The sequence below is a fragment of the Caballeronia sp. genome (genome assembly GCF_028292365.1).
GTDB lineage: Bacteria > Pseudomonadota > Gammaproteobacteria > Burkholderiales > Burkholderiaceae > Caballeronia.
Map to the genome: position 1 here is coordinate 1 of NZ_JAQGMM010000353.1, position 24,616 is coordinate 24,616.

Annotated in this window: 26 protein-coding genes; 11 read left to right on the plus strand and 15 right to left on the minus strand. The window is 58.0% G+C overall.

The window, feature by feature from the left end; translation table 11 throughout:
• Together JWR14_RS21110 and JWR14_RS21115 are read right to left on the minus strand one after the other, a co-directional pair.
• The coding region (locus JWR14_RS21110; protein ID WP_299710924.1) for a hypothetical protein at positions 1–251 on the minus strand (251 nt) is incomplete at its 3' end.
• Positions 252–297: 46 nt separating this feature from the next.
• A complete protein-coding gene (locus JWR14_RS21115) occupies positions 298–888 on the minus strand; it encodes a phospholipid-binding protein MlaC (RefSeq protein ID WP_299711023.1) in 591 nt (196 codons plus the stop codon).
• Positions 889–1,426: 538 nt separating this feature from the next.
• On the opposite strand from JWR14_RS21115, the gene JWR14_RS21120 reads away from it, so the two are divergent.
• The 3 genes from JWR14_RS21120 to catA all read left to right on the plus strand — a co-directional run bounded on the left by JWR14_RS21120 (position 1,427) and on the right by catA (position 4,754).
• A complete protein-coding gene (locus JWR14_RS21120; protein ID WP_299710927.1) occupies positions 1,427–2,119 on the plus strand; it encodes a hypothetical protein in 693 nt (230 codons plus the stop codon).
• 514 nt (positions 2,120–2,633) lie between these two features.
• Complete coding sequence (locus JWR14_RS21125; RefSeq protein ID WP_299710930.1) at positions 2,634–3,767, plus strand: muconate/chloromuconate family cycloisomerase; 1,134 nt, start codon at positions 2,634–2,636, stop codon at positions 3,765–3,767.
• Between the two features lie 75 nt (positions 3,768–3,842).
• Positions 3,843–4,754, plus strand: a complete 912-nt coding sequence (gene catA, locus JWR14_RS21130; protein WP_299710933.1) for a catechol 1,2-dioxygenase — start codon at positions 3,843–3,845, stop codon at positions 4,752–4,754.
• 152 nt (positions 4,755–4,906) lie between these two features.
• Here the strand turns inward: catA and JWR14_RS21135 are convergent, their stop codons facing one another.
• The 13 genes from JWR14_RS21135 to JWR14_RS21195 all read right to left on the minus strand — a co-directional run bounded on the left by JWR14_RS21135 (position 4,907) and on the right by JWR14_RS21195 (position 14,483).
• On the minus strand, positions 4,907–5,908 hold the full coding sequence (locus JWR14_RS21135; RefSeq protein WP_299710936.1) for an anti-sigma factor: 1,002 nt from the start codon (positions 5,906–5,908) through the stop codon (positions 4,907–4,909).
• Entirely contained in the window at positions 5,905–6,183 is a 279-nt protein-coding gene (locus JWR14_RS21140) for a zf-HC2 domain-containing protein (RefSeq protein WP_299710939.1), read from the minus strand. Before JWR14_RS21140 ends, JWR14_RS21135 begins: the two co-directional genes overlap by 4 nt.
• Positions 6,180–6,725 carry an RNA polymerase sigma factor gene (locus JWR14_RS21145; RefSeq protein WP_299710942.1) on the minus strand — a complete coding sequence of 182 codons (546 nt, stop codon included), beginning with the start codon at positions 6,723–6,725 and terminating at the stop codon, positions 6,180–6,182. The genes JWR14_RS21140 and JWR14_RS21145 overlap by 4 nt, the downstream gene beginning before the upstream one ends.
• A 430-nt stretch (positions 6,726–7,155) precedes the next feature.
• Positions 7,156–8,019, minus strand: a complete 864-nt coding sequence (locus JWR14_RS21150; protein WP_299710944.1) for a cytochrome c oxidase assembly protein — start codon at positions 8,017–8,019, stop codon at positions 7,156–7,158.
• 131 nt (positions 8,020–8,150) lie between these two features.
• Positions 8,151–9,116 (minus strand): sterol desaturase family protein, encoded by a 966-nt coding sequence (locus JWR14_RS21155; RefSeq protein ID WP_299710947.1) that lies wholly within the window; start codon positions 9,114–9,116, stop codon positions 8,151–8,153.
• Positions 9,117–9,124: 8 nt separating this feature from the next.
• Complete coding sequence (locus JWR14_RS21160) at positions 9,125–10,141, minus strand: YncE family protein (protein WP_299710952.1); 1,017 nt, start codon at positions 10,139–10,141, stop codon at positions 9,125–9,127.
• A gap of 469 nt (positions 10,142–10,610) precedes the next feature.
• Positions 10,611–11,273 carry a hypothetical protein gene (locus JWR14_RS21165; protein ID WP_299710955.1) on the minus strand — a complete coding sequence of 221 codons (663 nt, stop codon included), beginning with the start codon at positions 11,271–11,273 and terminating at the stop codon, positions 10,611–10,613.
• Positions 11,274–11,501: 228 nt separating this feature from the next.
• Complete coding sequence (locus tag JWR14_RS21170) at positions 11,502–11,966, minus strand: hypothetical protein (protein WP_299710958.1); 465 nt, start codon at positions 11,964–11,966, stop codon at positions 11,502–11,504.
• Between the two features lie 45 nt (positions 11,967–12,011).
• Entirely contained in the window at positions 12,012–12,464 is a 453-nt protein-coding gene (locus JWR14_RS21175) for a zinc-finger-containing protein (RefSeq protein WP_299710961.1), read from the minus strand.
• A gap of 205 nt (positions 12,465–12,669) precedes the next feature.
• Entirely contained in the window at positions 12,670–13,086 is a 417-nt protein-coding gene (locus JWR14_RS21180) for an organic hydroperoxide resistance protein (protein WP_299710964.1), read from the minus strand.
• Between the two features lie 52 nt (positions 13,087–13,138).
• Positions 13,139–13,426, minus strand: coding sequence for a hypothetical protein (locus tag JWR14_RS21185; RefSeq protein ID WP_299710967.1), 288 nt, complete (start codon positions 13,424–13,426; stop codon positions 13,139–13,141).
• Positions 13,427–13,552: 126 nt separating this feature from the next.
• Positions 13,553–13,795 carry a DUF4148 domain-containing protein gene (locus JWR14_RS21190; protein ID WP_299710970.1) on the minus strand — a complete coding sequence of 81 codons (243 nt, stop codon included), beginning with the start codon at positions 13,793–13,795 and terminating at the stop codon, positions 13,553–13,555.
• 373 nt (positions 13,796–14,168) lie between these two features.
• Positions 14,169–14,483, minus strand: a complete 315-nt coding sequence (locus JWR14_RS21195; protein WP_299710973.1) for a DUF4148 domain-containing protein — start codon at positions 14,481–14,483, stop codon at positions 14,169–14,171.
• 567 nt (positions 14,484–15,050) lie between these two features.
• Here JWR14_RS21195 and xdhA point away from each other — a divergent pair.
• The 8 genes from xdhA to JWR14_RS21235 all read left to right on the plus strand — a co-directional run bounded on the left by xdhA (position 15,051) and on the right by JWR14_RS21235 (position 24,576).
• Positions 15,051–16,556 (plus strand): xanthine dehydrogenase small subunit, encoded by a 1,506-nt coding sequence (gene xdhA / locus JWR14_RS21200; RefSeq protein ID WP_299710976.1) that lies wholly within the window; start codon positions 15,051–15,053, stop codon positions 16,554–16,556.
• A gap of 27 nt (positions 16,557–16,583) precedes the next feature.
• Positions 16,584–18,980, plus strand: coding sequence for a xanthine dehydrogenase molybdopterin binding subunit (xdhB, locus tag JWR14_RS21205; protein WP_299710979.1), 2,397 nt, complete (start codon positions 16,584–16,586; stop codon positions 18,978–18,980).
• Positions 18,981–18,993: 13 nt separating this feature from the next.
• A complete protein-coding gene (gene xdhC, locus JWR14_RS21210) occupies positions 18,994–19,551 on the plus strand; it encodes a xanthine dehydrogenase accessory protein XdhC (protein WP_299710982.1) in 558 nt (185 codons plus the stop codon).
• An 831-nt stretch (positions 19,552–20,382) separates the two neighbouring features.
• Positions 20,383–20,787, plus strand: a complete 405-nt coding sequence (locus tag JWR14_RS21215; RefSeq protein ID WP_299710985.1) for a GreA/GreB family elongation factor — start codon at positions 20,383–20,385, stop codon at positions 20,785–20,787.
• Positions 20,788–21,186: 399 nt separating this feature from the next.
• A complete protein-coding gene (locus JWR14_RS21220) occupies positions 21,187–21,492 on the plus strand; it encodes a non-heme iron oxygenase ferredoxin subunit (RefSeq protein WP_299710988.1) in 306 nt (101 codons plus the stop codon).
• Positions 21,493–21,528: 36 nt separating this feature from the next.
• Positions 21,529–22,755 carry an FAD-dependent oxidoreductase gene (locus tag JWR14_RS21225; protein WP_299710991.1) on the plus strand — a complete coding sequence of 409 codons (1,227 nt, stop codon included), beginning with the start codon at positions 21,529–21,531 and terminating at the stop codon, positions 22,753–22,755.
• A gap of 18 nt (positions 22,756–22,773) precedes the next feature.
• The gene (locus JWR14_RS21230; protein ID WP_299710994.1) at positions 22,774–24,066 is read left to right on the plus strand and encodes an aromatic ring-hydroxylating dioxygenase subunit alpha; all 1,293 of its coding nucleotides are present in this window, start codon (positions 22,774–22,776) and stop codon (positions 24,064–24,066) included.
• Positions 24,067–24,576, plus strand: a complete 510-nt coding sequence (locus tag JWR14_RS21235) for an aromatic-ring-hydroxylating dioxygenase subunit beta (RefSeq protein ID WP_299710997.1) — start codon at positions 24,067–24,069, stop codon at positions 24,574–24,576. It abuts the gene before it with no gap.
• Positions 24,577–24,616: the final 40 nt, after the last annotated feature.

Here is a 24,616-nt window from a genome sequence, read left to right on the forward strand (position 1 = left end):
GGGTTGGGCCGCGAAGCGACCGCGATCTTGAGTGAAACGGTTTCACCGATGCAGGCCAGAGCGGCACCATGCTTGCACTCGCATGGCGAAAGTGTCGGTGTTTCGGGGGCGGTCAAACTTGGGAGAGTTGCGGGGCTTTGTTCGCAAATATGGAGGACTACGTGTGGATTGCGCCCGGCGGTGCGCAAAACCACCGGCGCGTGGACATGCGCCGCGAGCAGTCGTAGGGACGATTCAATGTCGCTCGTCAATTTCTCTCATCAATCATGACTCCACCGCCACTTACGCGGCTCCCGCCTATTGCCCAGTGGAGAGCTGCTGATTTCGCTGCGTTAAGAAATTCAACAAACCATCGACTCCGTGCTGTGCGATTTGATCGGCGAACTGCTGCTGGTAGACCTGAATAAGCCATGCGCCGAGTACACTAATGTCATACACGCGCCATCCTTGCGGAGTCTTGTATAGGCGATAATCGAGTTCCAGTGGGGATCCATTATTTACGATCGCAGACCGCACAACCACATCTGTATCGGCCGGCGAGGAGTGGAACGGTTGATACTCAATCTGCTTATCGCGCGCTTGTGCCAGCGCGCCTGAGTAAGTACGTATCAGCAGCAATTTGAACTGCTCGACTATCTGCTGCTGTTGCTGAGGTGTCGCTGAATTCCAATTCCGACCCATTGCTAGACGCGTCGTGCGAGTGAAATCGGAGTACGGGAGGATCTTCTCATTGACGAGTTCAGTAATGCGGGCCATGTCGCCCGCCTGAATCTCTTTGTCATTTTTGATTTGGTTCAGTACTTGCTGCGTGACCGTCTTGATCAACCCGTCCGGTGAGCTCATGTCTTCCGACTGAGCGGCAGCTACCCCGCACAAACCGACAAGCATCGGAAAGAAAAGAAGGCTAAACAGATTTTTTAACATGTCCCGACCGTAGAGTGAATGATTTAAGCGTTACATACTTCACTTGAGCACCGTAGTGAATAGCATTCGCCACGAAACAACGAGGAGGTTAACAGGGTGCGCGAGTCGGGGTATTCCCGGCGCGCAATAACGGGCGCTCCGGTTTGAAAGTCACGGACAGTTATTGTGCACTCTTTGGGGCGAGGCCGTAGCGCTTTGACCGCGCGTGGAAGTACCTGATTGTGGGACAACGCGATGGACGTTTCCGTCGCGAGACATTGTATTCCCTGCAATATCTCGCAACTCAAACTGCTATCGCACCAGTTGACATCGCGCGGCTCCCCCAGTCTGTTGCAGGCGAACCGGTTCGCGAATGCAGTCATGTCGCCGCAGTGAGCGTCGACTCGGCGTGGCTACGCAATTGCGACCCTGGGCGCGACCCAGGCCGTCACGTGAACATCGTCGCGGGGCGGGCGACGTTCACTGACGGCCCCCAAAACTGTATGCATGTGTGCACAAGGAAGTGACCTCGGCTGCAGCGCGACTCGATCAGTTCCTCAGCCGAAACGGTGTGGCGAGCGATGAACGCGTGACCGTGATCAGCGACGACGCCGGTGAATTTGGGAAGACGGTCGAGGGCAGTCAGCTGGCCCGCGGCCGGATCCTCGACTGGTTTCACATCGCGATGAAGTTTAGGGCAGCAGAGCGTTCCGTGTTCGGCAGCAAGATGATCGACTCAATGGAACGGGAGTCAGTGGAAAGCGAAATCATCCACGCCAAATGGCTGGTCTGGCATGGCAAGGGCAGCAAAGCGTTGGAGCGAATCAAGGCACCGGACAGTCGACTCCTGGCGAGGGACGGATACGAATTCAATACGTTGTGGTGGAATCTAAACAATGCCTCTAGCTACCTGAAGAAGAACGCGCGCACGCTGGTCAACTACGGCGCCCGGCATCGCAAGGGCCTGCCGATTAGCAGCAGCATCGCCGAGTCTGCAGTGCACCAGGTTGTCAGTTACCGTATGGCCAAAAAACGCCAGATGCGGTGGACAGATGAAGGAGCGCACTGCATGGCCCAGGTCAGGGTTGCGGTGTTGAATGGGGAATTCTCCCCCGTCGCATCTCGACGCTCAAGATTGCCGCCCCGCATCGCGGCGCATGCGTGCGGGCAGCATCGGCCGGCGAGGACCGGCCAGGGGGCAGAACAGACAGCGTAATCATGCCGTAAGCCATGGATACCTAACGAAATCTACCTCCCCAACCCTTGCACGCTCTCCTGCCAATTCGGTTACCTGGGAGGGTCCGCATATTGCGCGAACAAGATTCTGAACAAGCCGAAAAACGGCCAATAACGAGGTTGGTAATCGCAGGCAAATCGGATGCGATTTCGCCCTGTACGTACGACTGGTGCGTCAATTTAGCCCTCCCACTAGGGCACTCGCCAAAGTGTGCTGCGGAGAGAGATTTTTAGGGCGATCCAAGTTGCCGGCGATATCGGACGTTGTCGCAAAATCTCAAACTTGCCCACGTGCGGAGTGGGGGTAAAGTGGGGGTACAGCGACTAATAGACAATGCCGGCTAATTGGATGATCATGTAAGTAATTGATTTATATATGTATCTATTGGAGGAATGCCGGCTTCATACCTTCAGGGTATGAAAGTAGTCGGAAGCGGTGTTGGACTTGCCGGGTTGTTTGTTTCTACCATGTGTGCTTCTGGAGGAAATGCACGATGGTGACAACGGTAAAAGCCGCAGTACGAATAGAAAGCGTTGAAACACTGCTGGTCGATGTTCCAACCATCCGGCCGCACCGCCTGTCGGTCGCGACCATGAACTGCCAGACCCTGGTGCTGGTCCGGATTCGTTGTTCGGACGGTATAAGCGGTGTGGGCGAGGGTACGACCATCGGCGGTCTGGCGTATGGCGAGGAGAGTCCCGAGAGCATCAAGGTCAATATTGATACCTACTTCGCACCTTTGATCAAAGGGTTGGATGCAACGCGGCCGGGTGCGGCCATGGCGAAGCTGCGCAAGTTATTTCAGGGCAATCGTTTTGCGAAATGCGCGGTGGAAACGGCGCTCTTCGACGCCCAGGCCCAACGCATTGGCGTGCCGTTATCGGAGTTGTTCGGCGGCCGCGTGACGGACTCGGTCGAAGTGGCATGGACGCTTGCGAGCGGCAACACGCAGCGTGACATCGACGAAGCCGAGCAGATGCTGGACCTGCGTCGGCATCGCGTGTTCAAGCTGAAGATCGGTTCGGGAGTGGTAGCCGACGATATAGCACATGTCGTGGCGATCAAGAAAGCGCTCGGTGAGCGTGGCGACGTTCGCGTGGATGTGAACCAGGCATGGAGCGAGTCAGACGCTATCTGGGCGTTGCCACGCTTCGCCGACGCGGGCGTCAGTCTTGTCGAGCAGCCCATAGCTGCCACGAACCACGCCGGCCTCAAGCGTCTCACCAACCTGGCCCGCGTGCCGATCATGGCTGACGAAGCACTGCACGGCCCCGCCGATGCATTCGCGCTGGCGAGTAACCAATCCGCCGATGTCTTCGCCGTCAAAATTGCCCAGTCGGGCGGACTACGGGGCGCGGCAAGTGTTGCATCAATCGCGCTTGCGGCCCATATCGAATTGTATGGCGGCACGATGCTCGAGGGCGCGATCGGCACGATTGCTTCGGCGCAACTGTTCAGCACGTTCAGCTCGTTGAAGTGGGGGACGGAGCTGTTCGGTCCGCTCTTGCTGACCGAAGAAATCCTAACGGAACCCCTGCGTTACGAGGACTTTTCATTGCACCTGCCGCAAGGCCCGGGCTTGGGCATCACGCTCGACTGGGAACGTATCGAACGGCTGCGACGCTGAAGCGAATTGATTCGAATTAATCTGCACTACTCTGCACTAACCCGAACCGATCCCACACAATACACGGAGACAGACATGAACCACCAAGCGATCGACGCGCTGCTCAAGACCATTAACGACAGCGCCACCAGCGAGGGAAATCCACGCACGAAGGCGATTGTGAATCGCGTGATGCGAGACCTGTTTTATACGATCGAGGATCTCGATGTACAGCCTGATGAGTTCTGGACCGCGCTCAATTACCTGGGCGAAGCGGGCAAGAGCGGTGAGCTAGGACTGCTTGCCGCGGGCTTGGGCTTCGAGCATTTCCTCGACTTGCGAATGGATGAGGCAGAGGCAAAAGCCGGTATAGAAGGCGGCACGCCGCGCACGATCGAAGGGCCGTTGTATGTAGCCGGCGCGCCGGAGTCTGTCGGGCACGCGCGTCTGGATGACGGCACGGATCCGGGCGAAACGCTCGTGATGCGCGGTCGCGTGATTGGCGAAGATGGCGCGCCGCTGAAGAATGCGCTAGTTGAGGTATGGCATGCCAATCATCTGGGTAACTACTCATACTTCGATGCATCACAACCGGCGTTCAATCTGCGCCGCACCATTCGTACCGATAGCACAGGCAACTACAGCTTCACGAGCGTCGTGCCGGTGGGTTACAGCGTGCCGCCCGCAGGGAAGACCCAGCAATTACTCGATCAGTTGGGGCGTCATGGTCATCGTCCGGCACATATTCACTTTTTTATCTCGGCGCCGGGTTATCGCAAGCTGACGACGCAGATCAATATTGATGGCGATCCGTACCTGTGGGACGACTTCGCGTTTGCCACGCGAGATGGGCTTGTACCCGAGCTTAAAAATGCGGAAGCGGGGGAAGGCAAACCGTATGGCGTGGAGGGTCAGTTCGTGCTGATCGATTTCGACTTCACGCTCTTTAAGCGTCGCGATGATGTGAAAAGCACGGAGGTTGAACGCGTGCGCGCGGGAGCCTGGTAGTCGCGGAGGCAGCACGCGTTGATGTTGGGTTCGCTGCGTACCACTGTGAGTTGCAGCGAACGCTTTTACACTTTGATGACTTCATGCATGCGGTTAAGCGTTGGATGCGCCTAAAAGACTGACCCAATTGACAGAACAACCAGGCAATCAATTTATTCCACGCTTGCCACAATAAACGACCTCGCGCCCGGGGCCACGCTTGGTGCCATCTTTACCGCGGCCAAGGCGGCAGCTACCGGCGACGAGGTTTCACGGCTGAAGAGCGGTGCGGCTGCGCCTGCTGATATCTGCTTGCCAAGCGCCGCCAAGTCGACACCTTCCGGCTGACCGATCAGCGCATAGCCCAACTCGGCCTGTCGCCACGTGACAACGGTCATGGAGGCGACACGCTGGTCAGCCACCGCTGCATCTGGCTTCCTCTCCTTCATCACGCACAGCGCAACGGGTGCGCCTTTCTCCGGCAGGTAGACAATTTGCACGAGCGGTTTGTTGTTAAACCGCAGCCGCTGCACGCGCTTGAACGTGAGTCCGGCCGCGCTCAGGTCAGGAATGCGCAGCGCGAGGCCATCGTCCTGGCGAATTTCCTTGACGGTCTTGATCGACAGGTTGGCGTCGGGATCGACGTTCGCCAGCGTCTCGCGGGAATACAGTTGTTGATAACTGGCCGCCGCCATCACCCAGGGTGAGACGCCCGTGCCGACCGACGCAAGCGAAGCGCCCGTATTCGATGCCGGACCCATGCCAGGACCTAGCCGAAGCACTAGTCCGCAAGCAAACGCGCCAGCCAGGAAGGCGACGCCTAGCCACGCCGGCGCAACGCGCAGCCGCGAGCGGATGGGCGAGGAAGCCGGACTGCCCGGAGCCCGGGGAACGACGGGGTCGTTGACGCTTACGTTGGGACTGGCGACGGACTCGGCGGTTTTTGCCTTCGCAGCACGTGCCATCTCTTCGATTTTCGCGCTAAGGCTCGGCGGCACCGGCGGCAGCTTTTGCGCGGCGAACACTTCGCGGTACGGCAACCGCGATGCCTGCAAAAGTGCGACGCGCTCCGCCACATCGGGAGACGTGCGCAATTCGCGCTCGACTTCCTCACGTTGGGCCGGCGGCAGTTCGCCGTCCACGTAGGCCAATAGCAGGATATCGTCCGATTTCATAAGACTGACCCGTTACTTTCGCTAATGATTAAATTCTCGCTTTTTCTCGCGCGTCGACCGGTGAAAATCGATGAATCAGGCTTGTTGTCATAAGTGTATCTGCGTTTCGCGCAACCGGACGTGGTTCCACGGACTAAGCATTCCGCCGGCCGCTCCGGGCCTGCGCGGCTCAAGGCTTCAGCGCAAGCGCGAATGTGCTCCTCGACTTGCTGGCTCTCTCCCGGAGCAAGTTCGCCATCTACATATGCCATCAGCATGATGTCATCGGTTTTCATGCGATGGAGTCCTTGCGCGTGACCGAAGCCCTGGCTTTCGAATCGGGTGTGCCTAACAACGCGCCAACCGCTTGACGCGCGCGCGACAGGCGGCTCATGACCGTGCCAATGGGCACTTCCAGAGCATCGGCCGCTTCCTGATAGCTCAAGCCCTCGACCGCGACCAGCAGCATGACTACACGCTGCGCTTCCGGTAGTCGTTCAACGGCGCTGATGACCTGGCTGTGCATGAGTTGTGCTTCCGGGCCTTTGTCGACGGGGTCGGCGACGTTTTCCAGGAAGTCGTCGTCCCATTCCATGCTGGAGCGCTTGCGTACGCTGCGCGCTCGCAACTCGTTGATCCAGGTGGAATGGACGATTGAAAACATCCAGCTTAGCGGGGACGTGTCGGGCTGCAATTGGTGCGCCCGTTCGAGCGCCCGCACGCAGGCTCGCTGGACGAGATCTTCGGCGTCGTGCTGATCACCGGAAATACGAAGCGCGAATGCCCATAGCCGCGGCAGCATCTCGGGAAGCATGCCTGGTAAGTCTGCGTCGTTCATTGAACGAATGTCTCCCGTGATCCCGGTGTCTAGCCAAGTGCTGTTGAGCGCATGCCTGTGCATGCTGCATCGCGATAACTTTATATTTTAGCGCGATGCGACGCATGTCGCTGGATGCCATATTGGCGCGCAAATGCTGCCGGTTGGAAAGCTGTGCAGTGTGCAGGCCAAGATGGTTGAGAAGCATTCGTTGAGAGATCTGTGTTCGCTGTAAGGCCATAGTAATCAGGCGCTAACCATCCAGCGAATGGGGCGGTCGTTGCCTGAGAATCCAGACTATCCGGCGACCGCGATTGATCACCGCATCACAAGCGCGACGCCGCACCGCGCATCAAATGTCGTGCGCTTCCGAGCCGCGTCGCATACCAGCGTGAAAATCGTTCGGGACAAGACTCGGTGAAAGGCGAGAAAGGTCCGAACTCCGAACCTCTCAATTCCCGAGGACAGGTTTCGCTCGCCGTTTCGCAGGCCTCTGTTTGGGTGGCACGCGAGCAGGGAGTTCGGACAGACGCATCAAATGGCGCAAGGCCATCATGGCGCCGATCGCCTCAAGCACGCCGGCTGGTACCCACATGATGAGTCCGCCCAGACTCTGGTCGAGCGTCGCCGGAACCGATGTGAACGCACGGCCGCAAAGCGAAAAGATCGGATAGAGGTCATGCGTCGAGAAGGTGATGATCGCGCCGACAAGAATCTGCGGGGTCATGGTGATGACCGGCGACAGCACTCGCAAGCCCGGTCGGGTACGGCTCGGCGGATGTGGCCGATGATCAAGCAGCATCCACCAATACAGTAACCCGCTCACCGCGACCGACCAGTTCATGAACGTGTAGATGCGCCAGTCCAGCATGGCGACGAACTGTACAGATGGAATCAGCCAGAAGACAACGGAGATGACAAACGTGGCCGAAATGAAGGTCGGATTCAGTACGACCGCAGCGAGCACCCGCGCTGGCCTGCGGTATTGCCAACGACGCAGCGCGCTGCGCCAGCGCAATGGCAGGCCAGCACGCAGCACGCTGCCTGGATAAGACGCCATCAGGATCAGCGGCGCGAGATGGTGCAGCACCAGATGCTGGAGCCGATGCACAAAGAACTCATGCTCGGCGTAATAGTCGAGCCGCGTGTGAAGCGCTATGTAGAAGAGTGCAAGACCCACCCAAAACGCAATTCGCCGCGCCATGCTGATATGAACGTGGCGTGACCCTCGCACATACAGTAAGACTGTTATGACGAACACTGCCACGAGCCCGAAAGAAGGTTCCCATGGGACGAGCAGGTTGAGCAGAGACATGAAAGGTCGGCGTAGGTAAGAGAGATTTGAAGCAGAGACTTGAAGCGGAGACTTCACGCAGAGGTTTGACGCGCCCGCATCTTAGCCTCAGTGATCCGCATGTTAGCAGGTGCGTGGGAGACTTGCTGTCGTCAGGAACGGCGATGTACTTTTTTCGATGACTGCCGGATCTCATCGAGGAAAAACCGCAAGCCACCTAGTTGCTGGGCGAAGTAACCGCCGCTTGCCATCGATTCAGGCGCGCGTCGATCTCCGGTAGGGGGGTACTCCGCCGAGAAGTCGGCCGTGCGAAATACGATGTCCCAGATCGGAAAAACGGCGCCGTAATTGCAGGAGTGCCGGCCAGCCGCACGCAGTCCGTGATGCAGACGGTGGAAGCGCGGCGAGACAAGCAGCCTGTCGCCAAGCCAACCAAAGGACATGCGGATATTCGCGTGACTCAGGCTTTCGACGAAGCGCATGAACAGGAACAGCAGCGGAAATTGCAGCGGCGGAATGCCGATCGCGAGACCGACCACGCCAAACCAGATTGCCGCGATCAGATCGTCCAATAAGTGATTCCGGTCATCGGACCAAAAGCTCATTTGTCGCTGTGCGTGGTGCAACGCATGCAACGCGTACCAGCCGCGCCATGAGTGCGACAGGCGGTGACGCCAGTAGTCGGCGCAATCGAGAATCAGCGCGTACGCAAAAAACGTGATGATCGGGTGCCCGAGCAGCGGGGGCACGACGGTCTCAAGCGTTGGCGGGATATAGCCGTGAGCGACCACAAAACCGTTCACCCACACTTGTACCTGATAGAACAGCAGGAAGCTGACGACGGGCAAAACGCCGACGCGATTGAGCACCGTATAGAACGCGTCTGTCACCACTGTTTTTCGATCTTCCCAGTGCTCGATCGGAAACAGGGCCTCCAGCGGCCAGCATACGGCGTAGGTGACGACGACCGCGAACATTCCATACACGCACACGAGCACCCAGTCGAAAGACAGCTCTTCCCACTGCATCCAGCCGAAGTGATACAGCAACGGCAGAACGAGGTACTGATCGATCTCACCGGCCAGCGCGTTGAACAACCTGTCGAGGATCATCAGCATGGCGTTCCTTACAAGGTTTCGGCGGTGATCGGGCCTTTACGGCTCAACTCGGAACTAAGGAAAATGCCATGCGGCGAGCGCCCTACATCAATGGTGTCATAAGCGCCGCTTTTCGGGTCCAGCACCGCGACCTGTTCACGAAAGCGCAACGTGACCCATAGCTTGCCGTCCGGCGCGATCCCAATGTCGTCCGGTCCGGCAGCGTGAAACGGATACGTGCGTTGAATGGCAAACGTAGTGGGGTCCAGGGCGACAAGCGAGCCGCCGATGCGATTGGACACGTAGAGCGTGCTGCCGTCCGGCGAGAGGAAAATGTTGTGCGGACCGACTCCCGTCTTGACTCGTCGCAGCACGTCACCGGTGACCGGGTCGACCTCCGCCACATGATCGCTGCCCATGACGCAGACAAGCACCTTGCCGTTGTGCCATAGCACGCCAGCCGGGGTTGAACCTACCTTCGACTTCCAGCGAATCGCCATGCTGGTCATGTCGAATGAGACAAGCGTTCCCGAGCCCTGCATGGAATTGAAGCTCCAGCGCGAGTCCGGCGAGAAATCCAGATGGCTTGGCATGGAGCCGGGCGAGAAACGTTTGACCAGGCTCAGGTCATCAGCGCGATAGACGTCCACATAGTCGAGCCGAAGCGCGTTGACCACGAGGTAACGATGATCCGGCGTGAAGCCAAGTTGGTAAGGGTCGGCAATGACCTTGTGACCGAGCGCGGTACCGGTATGCGGATCGACGATGAACAACGCATTGCCGCTCGCATCGGCTATATAAAGTGTGTTGCGGTCCTGCGAAAGTGCCCAGTGACTCGGTTCGCGCAGCGTGGGCAAGGTACGAATGACTTTGCGCGACGTCATGTCGATGACCGAGACACTCGCTTCGCCGGAATTCATCACAATGGCAAGCGAGGATGTGGCTGCGTTGGCTATTTCAGGACGAAGCGCCATAAATGGCGACAGACTCAGGCTCAGCGGAATGGCAAGGCCACGGCCGAGCACTGCGCGACGTGAAAGCTTCATGGGAGTATGTATGTCGGACATCAGCTTTCTATTTTACGGGAGGGGCGTCGGCGAGGTCAGGTGGAATCATGCCCGGAGGAAGATCGGCGAACTAACGACACCCCAGATACTTTCAGTTCCGTAATCGGACTCGTGGATTCAGAGCAATGATGCGTGATTGTCGCATTTTTGCTTGAATCCATACTGCGCCGACTATGTTTCTGACGCAGGTCCGCTCACCGGCTTTCGATCAGCCCGGACTAGCCCGGCAGATACCGCTGCACCTCACGTTATTCATTGTTGGTTTAATTCGGGATACGAAGCAAAGTGCGAAACGATATGATTTCTTGTTTCGACAATGATGCGAGCGAAGTGAACGGCGCCAGATTACGGGCGAGATATACGTGAAGCCTATCCTCACCGGCGGTTGGGTCCGTACAAAATGACACCAGACGCGAACCCGGTTTGATCACCAACGGCGACCGTAGACCTACGCCGGGCCGCCCACAGCGAGTCCCGTTGCTCTGCTTCCAGAACGCTGTGGACTTTGCGTCACGTGTGAAGGAGTGGAGACTCTTTCGGTACGGGCTCTTTGGCGCCGTTCCCAGGCGGTGTATCGGCTGAGTGCTGCGTCGAACTCGATCAGATAGTCGTGATCCTTGACCGCGCCCAATTCGTTTTCTTCGCGTAAATCAACTGCCATCAGCCAAGCCCGTCGTCCGAATTCAGCGCAATGCCCCTTGATGGTTGCGGCGAACTCGTCAACATTCGAGCATCGATCGTTCGACTGGATCCGCTCGGCGTTATGCGTTTGATCGGCACTGAAGGCCCGAAGGTACGATGCCTTTCCGGCGTCGAGATCACGCCATTGAATGTCATCAGGAAACGCGAAGGGCGGTATTTCTATGTCGCCCAACTGTACGTGCCGCTGCTCAGAAAGCTCTCTGCGTTCTGCGCGATCAATGGTCACCTGACAGCGGTGGGTAAATTCTTCGAGGGTGATAGCCGCAGTCAATGCGGTATGACGACCGGCGTGAATACGCTCGGTGGCGTTGCGGGCTGAGTTGCGCTTGCGAGCAACCGCGTTGCAAGTCACGTTCACGACCGCGCTGAAAACTCCAGCGCCTAAGGCGACGGCTAACCAAGGCGACATAGTGCTCTCGCTAGATTTGACCGGTGCATCTCCGGCCGATCTTCACAGATGCCAATACACAACGAGATGACTCCCTGCGCGCGGTGCAAGTCCGGTCACATCGGAATCAGCTTGGTCAATTTAATCATTTTGGTATGACCTATGTCACTTTATTTCACGAAGGACGCACGCAGTGTTGTGAAGATTTGACACAGTGGAAACCCGCTCCTGGAGACAAGGTTGTCCCGTTCACGCCCTCTTTAATTTTGGCATGGGGTCCGCTTCGCCAGCCTTCAGGCGCTCGAGGCGCTCACTCGCGGCGGCGAGTACACCCAACGGAGCGTTGTGGAGTTGCGCATCGTGCACGCACACGACGCTGGCAAGTTGCTCACAGCTCGTATCGTCCAGTTTCCAGACGCCCGTGACCTGGCCTTGCGCGAACGCGGCGTTAAGCGCTATCTCGCTCTGCAGCCACGCTTCGCGAGAGATTTGTCCGTATCCCGCCTCGGCGACGTACGCCGTCAGGATCAGGATTTCAGCGAGGGATTGGGTTCCGGCCATCCATCCAGTGCCGTCGCGCAGCGCCTGCAGTGCGCAATGAGCATGCAATGAAAGTGTGTCCGCCTCCATCCTTGGCATCGGAAGAAGCAGCATTTTGGACAGGCGGACACGCGTTGCTTGCGCGCTGCGGTTAAACGGTAGGGTACGGGCCATGGAGTCGTCGAGAGAGTTGTCCACAGGTTAACGTACAGGTCGCGGTTATTCTGAAGGGGTAGCGGCTCGGCGATTTTGTTCGAATTGTTCGATCACACCGACTGCCGCCTTGCAATGTTCCAGGTCCAGCAAATTGATGTTGCAAGCTTTCGGCTCTATCTTGAGCTCCCCGGCCAGCCACTTGTAACCCTTTGATCTTGCTTCGAAGATGCTTACGCCGTCGCGCCTGGCCTTTGTTTCAGCCATGGGTTCCAGCGCAGCGTGGAGTTTGGCTTTCCATTCCCGTAATTCGGCGTTCGCCAGCCGGCCGAGCGGGAGGTTGCGGGTACTGCGTGCGAATACGCCGATCCAGGCCTCACACGGCGCGCATAGCCATAGCGGTCCGTGTCCGTCCTGATACGGGTAAGCGGCCTCTCCGGGCCGCACAAGCGTTGCCTTTGCGCCGCAATAGTCGCAATTCGGATGGGGCAGGGCTTGAACCGGACGGCCGACTCGCATGATGTAAAGGTTGCCAGAGGAAACCGCGAATATAGCAAAAGCCATGTGTTCAGCGGTCTGGCGGGCTCCGGGAGCGCCGTGCCCCTGGATTTTCACCGATTTTTACGGCCAGCAAGCGGCTTCGCTGACGTGGTGCCATGACATGCAATGCGGCATCGAACCGCCTTAACAGCGGAAGCGATGCCGCAAAGCGACCGCGTCTGGCTCAGACGACCGTGATGACGATGTCGATGTTGCCGCGTAAAGCCTTGGAATAGGGGCAGGTTTGGTGCGCAGCGTCCGCGAGAGTCTGGGCGACTTCACGGTCCAGGCCGGGAAGGCTGACATTCAGCCGCGCCTGAAGGAAATAAGCACCCGCAGTCGTACCCAGGTCAACTTCAGCGTCGACTGCCGTGTCGGCGGGTAGAGCAATCTTCAACTTGGCTGCCGCCAGCCCCATTGCGCCGATAAAGCACGCGGACCAGCCTGCAGCGAGCAGTTGCTCGGGATTCGTGCCGGCGCCTTTGCTGCCAGGAGCGGAAAGGGCGATATCCAGACGGCCGTCATCGCTGTGGGACGCGCCGTCACGGCCACCCGTAGTGTGGGTCTTGCCGGTATAAAGTACTTTTTCAAGCTGTGCCATGGTCGACTCCTTGTTTGGTTTCGTTGAGCTTCGTTGCGGTCAGAAGTGTGGTTCAGTGATGCAAATAGGCCGAGCGGGTATTGTCCGCCAGCGTGCGAACGCCCGATTGCGAACGGGTTTCGCTTACGCCGCCAAACGACTGCGTGGCAGTGTTGACGTTGGATTCAGCGCTCACGAGTTCCGCGTGGATCGTCTGTGCACTTTGTCCACGTTGCGACGTGGGGGCGCCTGCGATGGGGTTGTAGTGAGGTGCCGGGCCGTAGCCGCTGCTGGCAAACGCGGGGGCGGCGATCGCCGCGCTGATTGCGATGAGTGCCGCGCCGATGAAATGTTTGTTCATGATGAAAGCTCCAGTAAGCCGTGACGCAAGACGATTTTCGTGCCTGATTTTGTGGCTAATCGAAATGCAGTAATAGGGTTTGAGATAGGTTGTACTAACTGAATCAGCTCGATGACGAATGCTTAATTACATGCCTCCGCGATACAGCGTGCGGTTGAGGTAAGCGACCTGTCCGTCGCGTTGCGCTTGAACGAGGTCCTGACGAACTTCCGCGCGGGTCTTGGGAGCAATGCTGTTGCTGGCCGGCGACCATTGCCGTGTCTGGACGTTGCTGGCCGCGCCGCCGGCCAAGCTGACCGTGCCGGCTGCGTGAGCCAAACCTGAGACTGCGCTTGCAACAAAAGCCAAAATAATCATTGAATGTTTCATGTCATTCTCCTGAGAGGGTTTGATCGGTACCGGTGAATCCGGCGTTGATGCATTAGAACGTCTGCAGGTATCGGGTTTGTGTCGGGAAAACCGGGAAAATCCAATGTTTTGTATCGATGCAACTCTCGGATACGCTGAGATACAAATCTGCGAGGTGACGCGTGACGAGGTGAGGGCGTCCATCCCATTGCTTTGGAGCGGTCGAGAATGTCCCTCGGCTGCTCGAGCGTGTGCACCCTGATATAACAAAGGCAACCCACAAACAAACAGGGCCCTAACCATGGGAGTACGAACTCCGATGGTTAAGGCCCTGCTAAGTTCTTTACTGCGAAAGCGCATTCACGTTGCGCCGTTAAAGACGCAACCTTTTAGCTTAGGGACGCGCGTAGATCGAGCCCAGGCCGATCACGTCTGACTCTGTCGCGCGTGAACCTGCCGCAGCCGTGCTGCTGGTCGACGAGCCATACGACCTTGCGGACACGCCGTTCGCTGCGTCGACTCGCGCTTGCGCTGCTTGAATGTTCTGCGGATATTGCGTCTGGTCGCTCGCCGGGTTATAGCCGGCCTTTTCCAGTTGGACCAGTTGGGCACGCACCTCGGCCCGGGTAAGAGATTCGTTCGATTGAGCGAACGATACGGCCGGGATGGCAACAACAGCAGCAATGATCAGCGATTGAACGAGTTTCATGATGTCTACCTCTTGAGAGTGGGTTTCCGCAAACACCGGTTTGCGCGTTAAGTGGTTGAAGCTGAATCGAGTCGGACTAGATTTGAACTGGATTCGAATGCGCCGTGATGCAGGGCTGGCGTGAATGTATTAGACCTCCTGGACGTATCTGGCTTGTGTCCGGCAAACACCCTTGGTGAAACGTTGTGTGTCCCTGCGCCCTGCAGATACATTGCGATACAAACGATCGGATTTCCTTCGACGAGTCCACGGTCGCCGTGGCAAGTGCTGGAGGGGTTCCCCACGGGATGGACGTATCGGAACCCAGTCTGGAGGGGCCTTTCCGGCATCGAATAAGACGCGTCGGCATACCCCAGTCCCCACAGCACGTGACTTATCGCCGCAGCGATATGACGTGCATATCTCACCCGCTATGGGCTCTAAATATTGACAGTGATACTTTGCGAACCGTCACTGCGGCGGCGGTCAGGCCAGCCGAAAAAGCCGCGGAACGACGCCACAGCAACGCTACAAAGACGCGACGACAGCCCAAAAAGCAGCAGCGCAAACCAACGCGAGCACCGAGACATGAGCCAGCCCATCCGCTTCTACCACCGCAACGCGATCCGCGAAGTCAGCGACGCAGCCGTGACCCGCACTGTCCTCCAGTACCTGCGCGAAGACGCGCTCTGCACGGGCACGAAAGAGGGGTGCGCCGAAGGCGATTGTGGCGCGTGCACGGTCGTTCTCGGCGAACGCGACGAAGCGGGCGGCGTCAAGTTCAAGGCGGTAAACGCGTGCATTCAGTTCCTGCCAACGCTCGACGGCAAAGCGCTATTCACTGTCGAAGACCTGCGTCAGCCTGACGGTTCGCTGCATCCGGTACAGGAAGCGATGGTCGAATGCCACGGCTCGCAGTGCGGCTTCTGCACGCCGGGTTTCGTGATGTCGATGTGGTCGTTGTACGAAAAACACGGCCACGAACACACATGCGCGAACAAGACCGTCCCGTCACGCGCCGACATCTCCGATGCATTGACTGGTAACCTGTGCCGCTGCACCGGCTACCGGCCGATCGTCGACGCGGCGGAAAGGATGTTCGACATGCCGGCGCCAAAAATGCCGGTCGATATCGCCGCGCTGTCCCGCACGCTCGCCACGCTCGAACGTGAAGACACCTTCTGCTATGAACACGCCGGCCAGCGCTTCGACGCGCCGCGCACCGTCGACGAACTCGCTCGTATCAAGGCAGCAAAACCATCGACGCGCATTCTGTCCGGCAGCACCGACATCGGCCTGTGGGTCACGAAACTGATGCGTGATCTCGGCGACATTGTCTACGTCGGGCGAATCAACGCGCTGCAGAAGATCGAAACGTCGAGTGACTGGATAGAAATTGGCGCGGGCGTCACGGTCGAACGGGCCTATGAAGAACTCGCGAAACACTATCCCGAACTGAAGGAAATGTGGAAGCGCTTTGCGTCGCTGCCTATTCGCAATGCCGGCACGCTCGGCGGCAATATCGCGAACGGTTCGCCGATTGGTGACTCCATGCCCGGCCTGATCGCGCTCGGCGCACACGTGATCGTTCGCGGCAACGATGTCGAGCGCGTCATGCCGCTCGAAGACCTATACCTTGCGTATCAGAAGAAGGACATGGCCGAGCACGAATTTGTCCTCGGCTTGAAAGTGCCCACGCGTACCGGTGTGCGCGCGAATCTGCAGTTCCGCACCTATAAGTTATCGAAGCGTTTCGACTCGGACATCTCGGCGGTGTGCGCGGCGCTTTCTTTTATCGCTGATGGCAACGTGATTCGCGATCCACGCATCGCATTCGGCGGAATGGCCGCCACGCCCAAGCGCGCGACTCACGTAGAAGCCGTGCTGCGCGATGCCGACTGGCACGAAGCCACCGCGCAGTCAGCCATGCTCGCGCTCGCGAAAGACTACGCGCCGTTGTCCGATATGCGTGCCTCGAGCGACTATCGGCTTGAAGCCGCGAAGAACACATTGCATCGGTTCTGGCTTGAGACACGCCCAGATAATCCGTTGCCGAAAGCGGCGCTCGACGTACGCGCAGTGACTGCTTCCTGAACCTCAAAGGACACGGAGAACATCAGAATGAATCAGCAAGCCGAACCGTTCCTGAGGGACATGAAAGAAGCCAAGGATCTCCTTGAAGCTGACTTCACGCAGGTCCACGTTTCGCGTCCGCACGAATCTGCGCATTTGCACGTCAGCGGCCGCGCGAGCTACACCGACGACATTCCGGTGGTCGCCGGCACGCTGCATGCGGCCCTTGGAATGTCGGCGAAGGCGCACGCAAAAATTGTATCGATGTCATTCGACGCAGTGCGGGCAACGCCTGGCGTTGTCGCTGTCTTCACTGCCGCCGACATCCCCGGCGTGAATGACGTCGGCCCGATCATTCACGGTGACGACCCGATCCTCGCCGATGGTGTCGTGCAGTTCGTCGGTCAGCCGATGTTCATTGTCGTCGCAATGTCGCACGACATTGCCCGCCGCGCGGCGCGCCGCGCCGAGGTCGTGTATGAAGAGTTGCCGGCAATCCTGACGCCGCAACAGGCGCGCGCCGCCAACGCCCACGTGCTGCCGCCAATGAAGCTCGCGCGTGGCGACGCAGGTGCGAAGATAGCGTGGGCCGCCCATCGAGAAACCGGTGAAATGCTGCTCGGCGGCCAGGAACAGTTTTACCTTGAAGGTCAGATTTCATACGCCGTGCCGAAAGACGACGATGGCATGCACGTGTGGTGCTCGACGCAGCATCCGTCGGAAATGCAGCACATGGTTGCCCATATGCTCAACCTCGCGTCGCACAACGTGCTGGTCGAATGCAGGCGGATGGGTGGCGGTTTCGGTGGCAAGGAGTCGCAATCGGGCCTGTTCGCGTGCTGCGCGGCGCTCGCTGCATGGAAGCTGCTGTGCCCCGTGAAGTTGCGTCCGGATCGCGATGACGACATGATGATCACCGGCAAGCGGCACGATTTTCATTACACGTACGAAGTCGGCTACGACGACACCGGCCTGATCGACGGCGTGTCCGTCGACATGACGTCGCGTTGCGGCTTTTCGGCTGATCTTTCAGGCCCGGTGATGACCCGCGCGCTGTGCCATTTCGACAATGCGTACTGGCTGCCGCACGTCTCTATCGACGGGTTCTGCGGCAAGACCAATACGCAGTCGAACACGGCGTTTCGCGGCTTCGGCGGACCGCAGGGCGCGTTTGCGATCGAATACATTGTGGATAACATCGCGCGTTCTGTAGGGCTCGATTCGCTCGATGTACGCCGCCGGAATTTGTACGGCAAGACCGAGCACAACCTCACGCCGTACGGGCAAGCTGTTGAAGATAACGTGATCCACGAACTGCTCGACGAACTCGAAGCCACCAGCAATTACCGCGCTCGTCGCGAGGCTGTGCGCGAATTCAATGCGAACAACGATGTGCTTAAAAAGGGACTCGCGCTGACGCCGGTGAAGTTCGGCATTGCGTTCAACGTGACTCACTTTAACCAGGCCGGCGCACTGGTGCACATTTATACCGACGGCTCGGTCCTCGTGAATCACGGCGGTACGGAGATGGGGCAGGGGCTCAATACGAAGGTCGCGCAGGTCGTCGCGCACGAACTCGGTATTCGTTTCAACCGTGTGCGTGTGACAGCAACCGACACGAGCAAAGTCGCGAACACGTCGGCGACCGCGGCGTCGACCGGCAGCGATCTGAACGGCAAGGCTGCGCAGGACGCCGCTCGTCAATTGCGCGAACGGCTTGCCTCGCTGGCCGCCGAGCACTATGGCGCGGGCGAAGTCGACGCGCGCGACGTGCGTTTCGTCGACGACCGGATTGTGGTCGGTGACAAGGCGATCCCTTTCGACGAAGTGATCATGCAGGCGTACCGCGCGCGGGTGCAGTTATGGTCCGACGGTTTCTACAAGACTCCTAAGCTTTACTGGGATCAGGCGAAGATGCAGGGTCGGCCGTTCTCCTACTATTCCTATGGCGCAGCGGTTTCCGAAGTCGTGATCGACACACTGACCGGCGAAATGCGCGTGCTGCGTGCTGATGCATTGCACGACGTGGGCGCGTCGCTCAATCCGGCTTTGGATGTGGGACAGGTCGAAGGCGGTTTTATCCAGGGAATGGGCTGGCTGACGACCGAAGAGCTGTGGTGGAATGCGGGCGGCAAGCTGATGACCCACGCGCCATCCACCTACAAGATCCCGACCGTCAATGATTGCCCGCCCGTGTTCGACGTCCGGTTGTTCAAGAACCGCAATGCGGAGGATAGCATTCACCGGTCGAAGGCAGTCGGCGAACCGCCCTTGCTACTGCCGTTTTCTGTGTTCTTCGCGATCCGCGATGCAGTGGCGAGTGTTGGCAATAACACTGTGAATCCGCCGCTCAATGCACCCGCGACCAGCGAGGAAATCTTGAAGGCGGTGGGTGCGGTCCGCGCTGCAGTGGCTGCGGCTGCAGCCTCTACAGCAGCGCATTGATTCGAGGCTTGCTATGGAAATGCTCCAGGAACCTGTGGTTATCGGCCGTCGTAACGGGGTGCCGATATCGCCAGCTGTACCGCCGACGCACATAGTGCTTTTTGGCGCGGGGCACGTCGGCCATGCGCTGGTCAAGTTGCTGGGCATGCTGCCTTGTGAGGTTCAGTGGGTCGATGCACGCGACGAACTATTCCCCAATGAAGTGCCCCGCAACGTACAGATCGAAGCAACCGATACACCGGATGTGATTGTCGATTCAGCGCCTCCTGGCGCGTGCTTTTTGGTGATGACGCATGACCATTCGCTGGATTTTTCGCTGGCGATCAGGATCATGAGACGCAACGATTTTGCTTACTTTGGCATGATCGGGTCAAAGACGAAGCGCGTAAGATTCGAGCGGCGATTGGTTGATCGAGGCGTTGACCCCGGGCGATTGACGGAGATGACCTGTCCGATCGGCGTGGAGGGGATTGTGGACAAAGCGCCTGCTTCCATTGCTGTCGCGGTTTGTGCGCAGTTGATGCAGGTCAGGGCGTTGTCGCAGTATGGCGCTCAGCTATGCCTGGGGTGAAGGCGGTCGGCTTTATCGATGAAGGACGAGTTGTGAGCAGTCTCTCCGTTTGTCATACCGGGTGATCCAGCGACAGCAAAAGCGTACCGCGGCAGCATCGGGGTCCCCCTTCCGCGAGGCAGTTTCCCAAAAACAAGATTGTTCTGAAATCCGGCTCCGATCGGCGAGGGACGGTACATTCGGAGTTCAGAAGCTTGCAATATCCTGACAAACAAGCTTTAATGAAGTCATGTGCTTCTTTTGTCCTTCTCCAGCGCTCTTGACCTAGGTGACCGCCGTGTTTCTCGTTTCGCTTCATTCACTCGCAGTGTTCCATTTTCCGGTTGTGACCGGAAGGTGCCTGCGTGCGAGCGAAAAATCGAGGGGCACGCAGCTCAATTGGGGCCGTGCACGTCCGGCGGACATGTCTGCACTTCTTTGTGCCCGGCTCCTGCTTAACGACTGATCGTCAGTTAACGCGCGAACCGGGCCTTCTCCTCCCGCACATCTCACATCACCGCATCGGCGTTGATTCCTTTTAGGAACCGGCGTTGGAAACGCACGCGTGGCCGTCAGTTCGGCGATGGGGTCAATCATTTTCATCTGCGGTTTAATCCGCCAGGAAAGCTTTTCTCCAATGGTTTTTCGGGACCACTGACATTGATCCTGCTGCACGCATGGTCCCCACAGGTCAGCGGCCTGGCGTGTTTAATCGCACAGGATAACTAACGGTAGAAACAATGATCTGATGGCGGTTGCAATAACCCATTTGATTCTTAATTTACACACGAGGTACCTATGTCATTCAATAAAATTCAACCGGCACCATTGGTGAGATCCAGGACCAAGAGCATGCCCAACGGCATGCCTATCCTGTCTGAGCTCGATATGGAACGGCTCAAGCGTTGCGCACGCGTCTCGGGTGCTTCATCCGAGCAACGTACGCTCGTGGAGGAGCTTGAGGGCACAGCCATGCTGCTTGACGCTGCCGAGGTGCCAACCGATGTCGTCATGGTGAACACTCGGATCGAATGCACGGCGGTTGCCAGCGGCGAAGCCCATCAATGGACGCTCGTGTATCCGGATGAAGCGGACTATGAACGGGGACGCATCTCGGTTCTTTCGCCCACAGGTTTCGCGCTTCTTGGCGCACGGGTGGGGCAGAAAGTGGAGTGTCGACCGCCAAGCGGTGTGCCGGTTCAATACATTATCAAACGCATTCTGTTTCGTCCCGAACAGTTGGCTTTAGCCGATTGACTTCCGCATCCAGACGCGCGCTCGCGCGGACGGCGTGTGACTGCGTGCGTCAAGATCAAGGTGTGCACGGACGAGCGGAGCGATGCGCAAGGCGTCGCGTTCATCTGCTGCGTCCGTCATGCCGGCAACAAATTTCGCGCTAATGGTCGCCGCCTAAAAGCCCGAATTCCAGGGTCAGTAGATTCGTCTGCTTACACCAGCCTCCCTCGCAAACACACATCGAAAAACCCCCTCCGTCGCGCCACCCGGAGAGACCCACCGCATCGGCCTGCAAATTCGACCCCTTTTTCGTCAATGCATCCACAAAGGGTAAACGATAGATTTGACAAATATTGACTCAGACCGGATTAGAGCTATGATTAATTCATCAGCATACTGAGTAATTTCCCAGGCAAAGCGATGACACTCAAATTCGCAGCAAACCTCGACGATCTGAACGCGGACGAACCCTACGCCGCGACGATCGAGAACGAACAGATCGCCCTATACCTGGTGGACGGTGAGGTCTATGCCACGCATAACGTTTGCACCCACCAGTTCGCGTTGCTCAGCGACGGTTTTCTGGATGACGGATGTATTGAGTGCCCGCTTCACCAGGGGAAATTCGATGTGAAGACGGGTGCCGCGCTTTGCGCGCCGGTGACCGTGCCGATCAGGACTTACAAGGTTCAGATCGAAAAGGGCGCCGTGATGGTCGAGCTTTGAGCGATCGGTTTTTTGACTCAAGCCAGGAATTTAAAAGTGGAAACGATCTTGATTATCGGCGCGGGACAGGCCGGTGGCCGCGCCGCCGAAACGTTGCGGGCACAGGGCTTTAACGGCTCGATCGTGCTCGCCGGTGATGAACAGCACCGGCCGTACGAGCGCCCGGCGTTATCGAAGGCCGCGCTGACGGCGATTGACGATAACGACTGCTTCAACGCGTGGCTCCATACGAGCGACTTCTACGAGACGAGCAATATCGACTGGATCGCGGATAGCGTCGAACTACTCGACGTGACGCATCGCACCGCAACGTTCCGAAGCGGGCGAAGCATCGGGTTCGACAAATGTCTGATCACGACCGGTGGGCGGGCGCGTCGGCTTCCTGGTACCCCGGACAGCCGTCACGTGCTAACGCTGCGAACGCTGCCGGACGCGATGAAAGTACGAGAGCGTCTGGCCGATGCGCGCTCGGTAGCAGTGATTGGGGGAGGTTTCCTCGGGCTGGAGTTCGCGGCAAGTGCCAGGGCGCGCGGAATCGACGTCACGGTGGTGGAAGCCGCTGAGCAGTTGCTGGGACGCGCGCTGCCGCGCGAATTCTCTGAGCGTCTACGCGCCAAACACGAACAAAACGGAGTCAGGTTCATGCTTGGCGCAAAGCTGCTTTCCTCAACGGAAGAGACGTCTGGAGTGACCCTCACATTTGCGGGGAATACAGCAGAGCGCTTTGATTTCGTCGTGGTTGCCATTGGACAGGAACCTAACGAAGCGCTCGCGAGAGCTTCCGGTCTTGAGATAGGCAACGGCATACACGTTGATGCGTTTTGCCAGACGTCGGTTGCCGGCGTTTATGCAGCAGGCGATTGTGCGAATTTTCCGTTTGGAGCGTCCGGCCGCCGTCTGCGTCTGGAGTCATGGCAGAACGCTCAGGATCAGGCGATTGTGGCAGCACGCAACATGCTGGGAGAGTCGGTCGAGTACCGGCCAAGTCCCTGGTTCTGGACCGACCAGTACGACTGGAACGTGCAGATGCTGGGACTGCTCGACGGTTCAGTGAATCAATGGATCGAGCGTCGCACTTCCATCGACAAGACCTTGCTCATGGGCTTGCGGGATAACGCGATTGTGTACGCGCTCGCGGTCAATAACGGTGGCGAGTTGCGGGCGATTCGCCGGCTTGTTGAGCAGGCGACCGAGGTCGATCCCGAGGCTCTCGCGGACCCGGGCGTCAAGTTGCGGCAACTTGAACGGCAAGCTCACTTATAACGCATCCAGGAGAGCATTTTGTATTCGTCAGAGACAGTCATCGGCCTCGGTACGCCGAGCGTCAAAAATAAGCCTATCGAACAGTTGGTCTGGCCGGATGAGGGTCTTCATGCCATCCCTGACTGGGTCTATACAAGTGATGATGTATACGCCCGCGAGGTAGAACGGATTTTTCAAGGCCCTACCTGGAATTTCGTCGCGCTCGAGGCCGAGGTTCCCAACAGCGGGGACTATAAACGTTCGTACGTGGGCCCGACGCCGGTGGTTGTGTCCCGCGCCGAAGACGGTTCCATCCATGTGTTCGAGAATCGCTGCGCCCACCGTGGCGCCGAATTCTGTCGCCACACACGGGGCAACAATACCGAATTTGTCTGCCCGTATCACCAGTGGTCCTACGACCTTAAAGGGAACCTGCAAGGTATTCCGTTCAAGCGCGGCGTGAACAAGCTCGGCGGGATGCCGAGAGACTTCCGTAACGAAGACCACGGTCTCAGGAAGCTCGCTGTCGCCACGCGCAATGGCGTGGTCTTCGCTTCGTTCACGCACGACATGGAACCGATTGAAGATTACTTGACGCCCGAAATCCTCAAAGATTTCGATGCTGTCTTTAACGGTAAGAAGCTGCGCATTCTCGGGTTCTACAAGAACGAGTTGCCCTGCAACTGGAAGATGTACCACGAGAATTTGAAGGACCCCTACCACGCAACCCTGCTGCACTCGTTCCTTGTGGTGTTCGGCTTGCTGGTCGCAGGAAACCGGTCGGCAATGGTAGCCGACAGCAAGCGTGGCATCCACGGGACGATGGCATCGGCGAAAAGTGATTCACTCTATGCCGCAGTGGATGCCGACAAGAAGAAAGAGATGCGCTCGTTCCACGAGGGCATGGTCCTACAAGACGAACGCTTCCTTGAGTACGTCAAGGAATTCGATTCGGAGTGGTCGGTGACCATGCAGACGATCTGGCCGAACTTGATCGTTCAGCGCGAAATGAATACCTTGGGCGTACGGCATATTGTCCCGAACGGCCCGAATAGCATGATCATGCTCTGGACAATGTTCGGCTACGAAGACGATACAGAAGAGACCACGCGCCACCGGCTCCGCCAGGGCAACCTGATGGGACCAGCGGGTTTCCTGGGTCTGGAGGATAACGAAGCAATGAAGTTTGTACAGGAAGGCGTTCGCCGTTCGGTAACCGATCGCAGCGTCCTCAAGCTCGACAGCGAAAACATCGGAACTGCGGATAGCCTGATCTCTGAGGCTGCCATTCGTGCAATGTACAAGCATTATCGTGAAGTGATGGGGTTCTAAATGCTGCCAGGATTTGAGAAGAAACCGGTTGCACACGACAAGGCGCTTGCAGCGCGCGCGGCCGTGGAGGGTTTTCATGCTGAATATTGCGCTGTGCTCGATGGTGGCGACATTGAGCAGTGGCCTGAATTTTTCACGGAAAACTGCGTTTATCGCGTGACCGAGTTTGAAAACGCTGCTCATGGCTTTCCGGCTGGTTTGATCTACGCGGAAGGCCGGAATATGCTCCGCGACCGTGCAGTAGCTATTTCAAGAACGCAGATGTTCGCGCCCAGGCAGATGCTGCATTTCGTCGCCAATGTCCGCATCCTGGATGTGACCGATGAAGAGATCGTGGCGCAGAGCAACTACATGTTGCTGCAGACGCTGGTTGAAGGGGCGACCACGTTGCATCAGGCAGGCCGGTTTTTTGACCGCTTCGCGCGCAATGGCGCTGAACTTCTCCTCAAGGAACGGCAGGCTATTTATGACACTGCCATGATCGCAAACGATCTGGCCTATCCTGTTTGAACGGGCAGGATCAGAGCATGTTATTGGCGGGCTACGGACT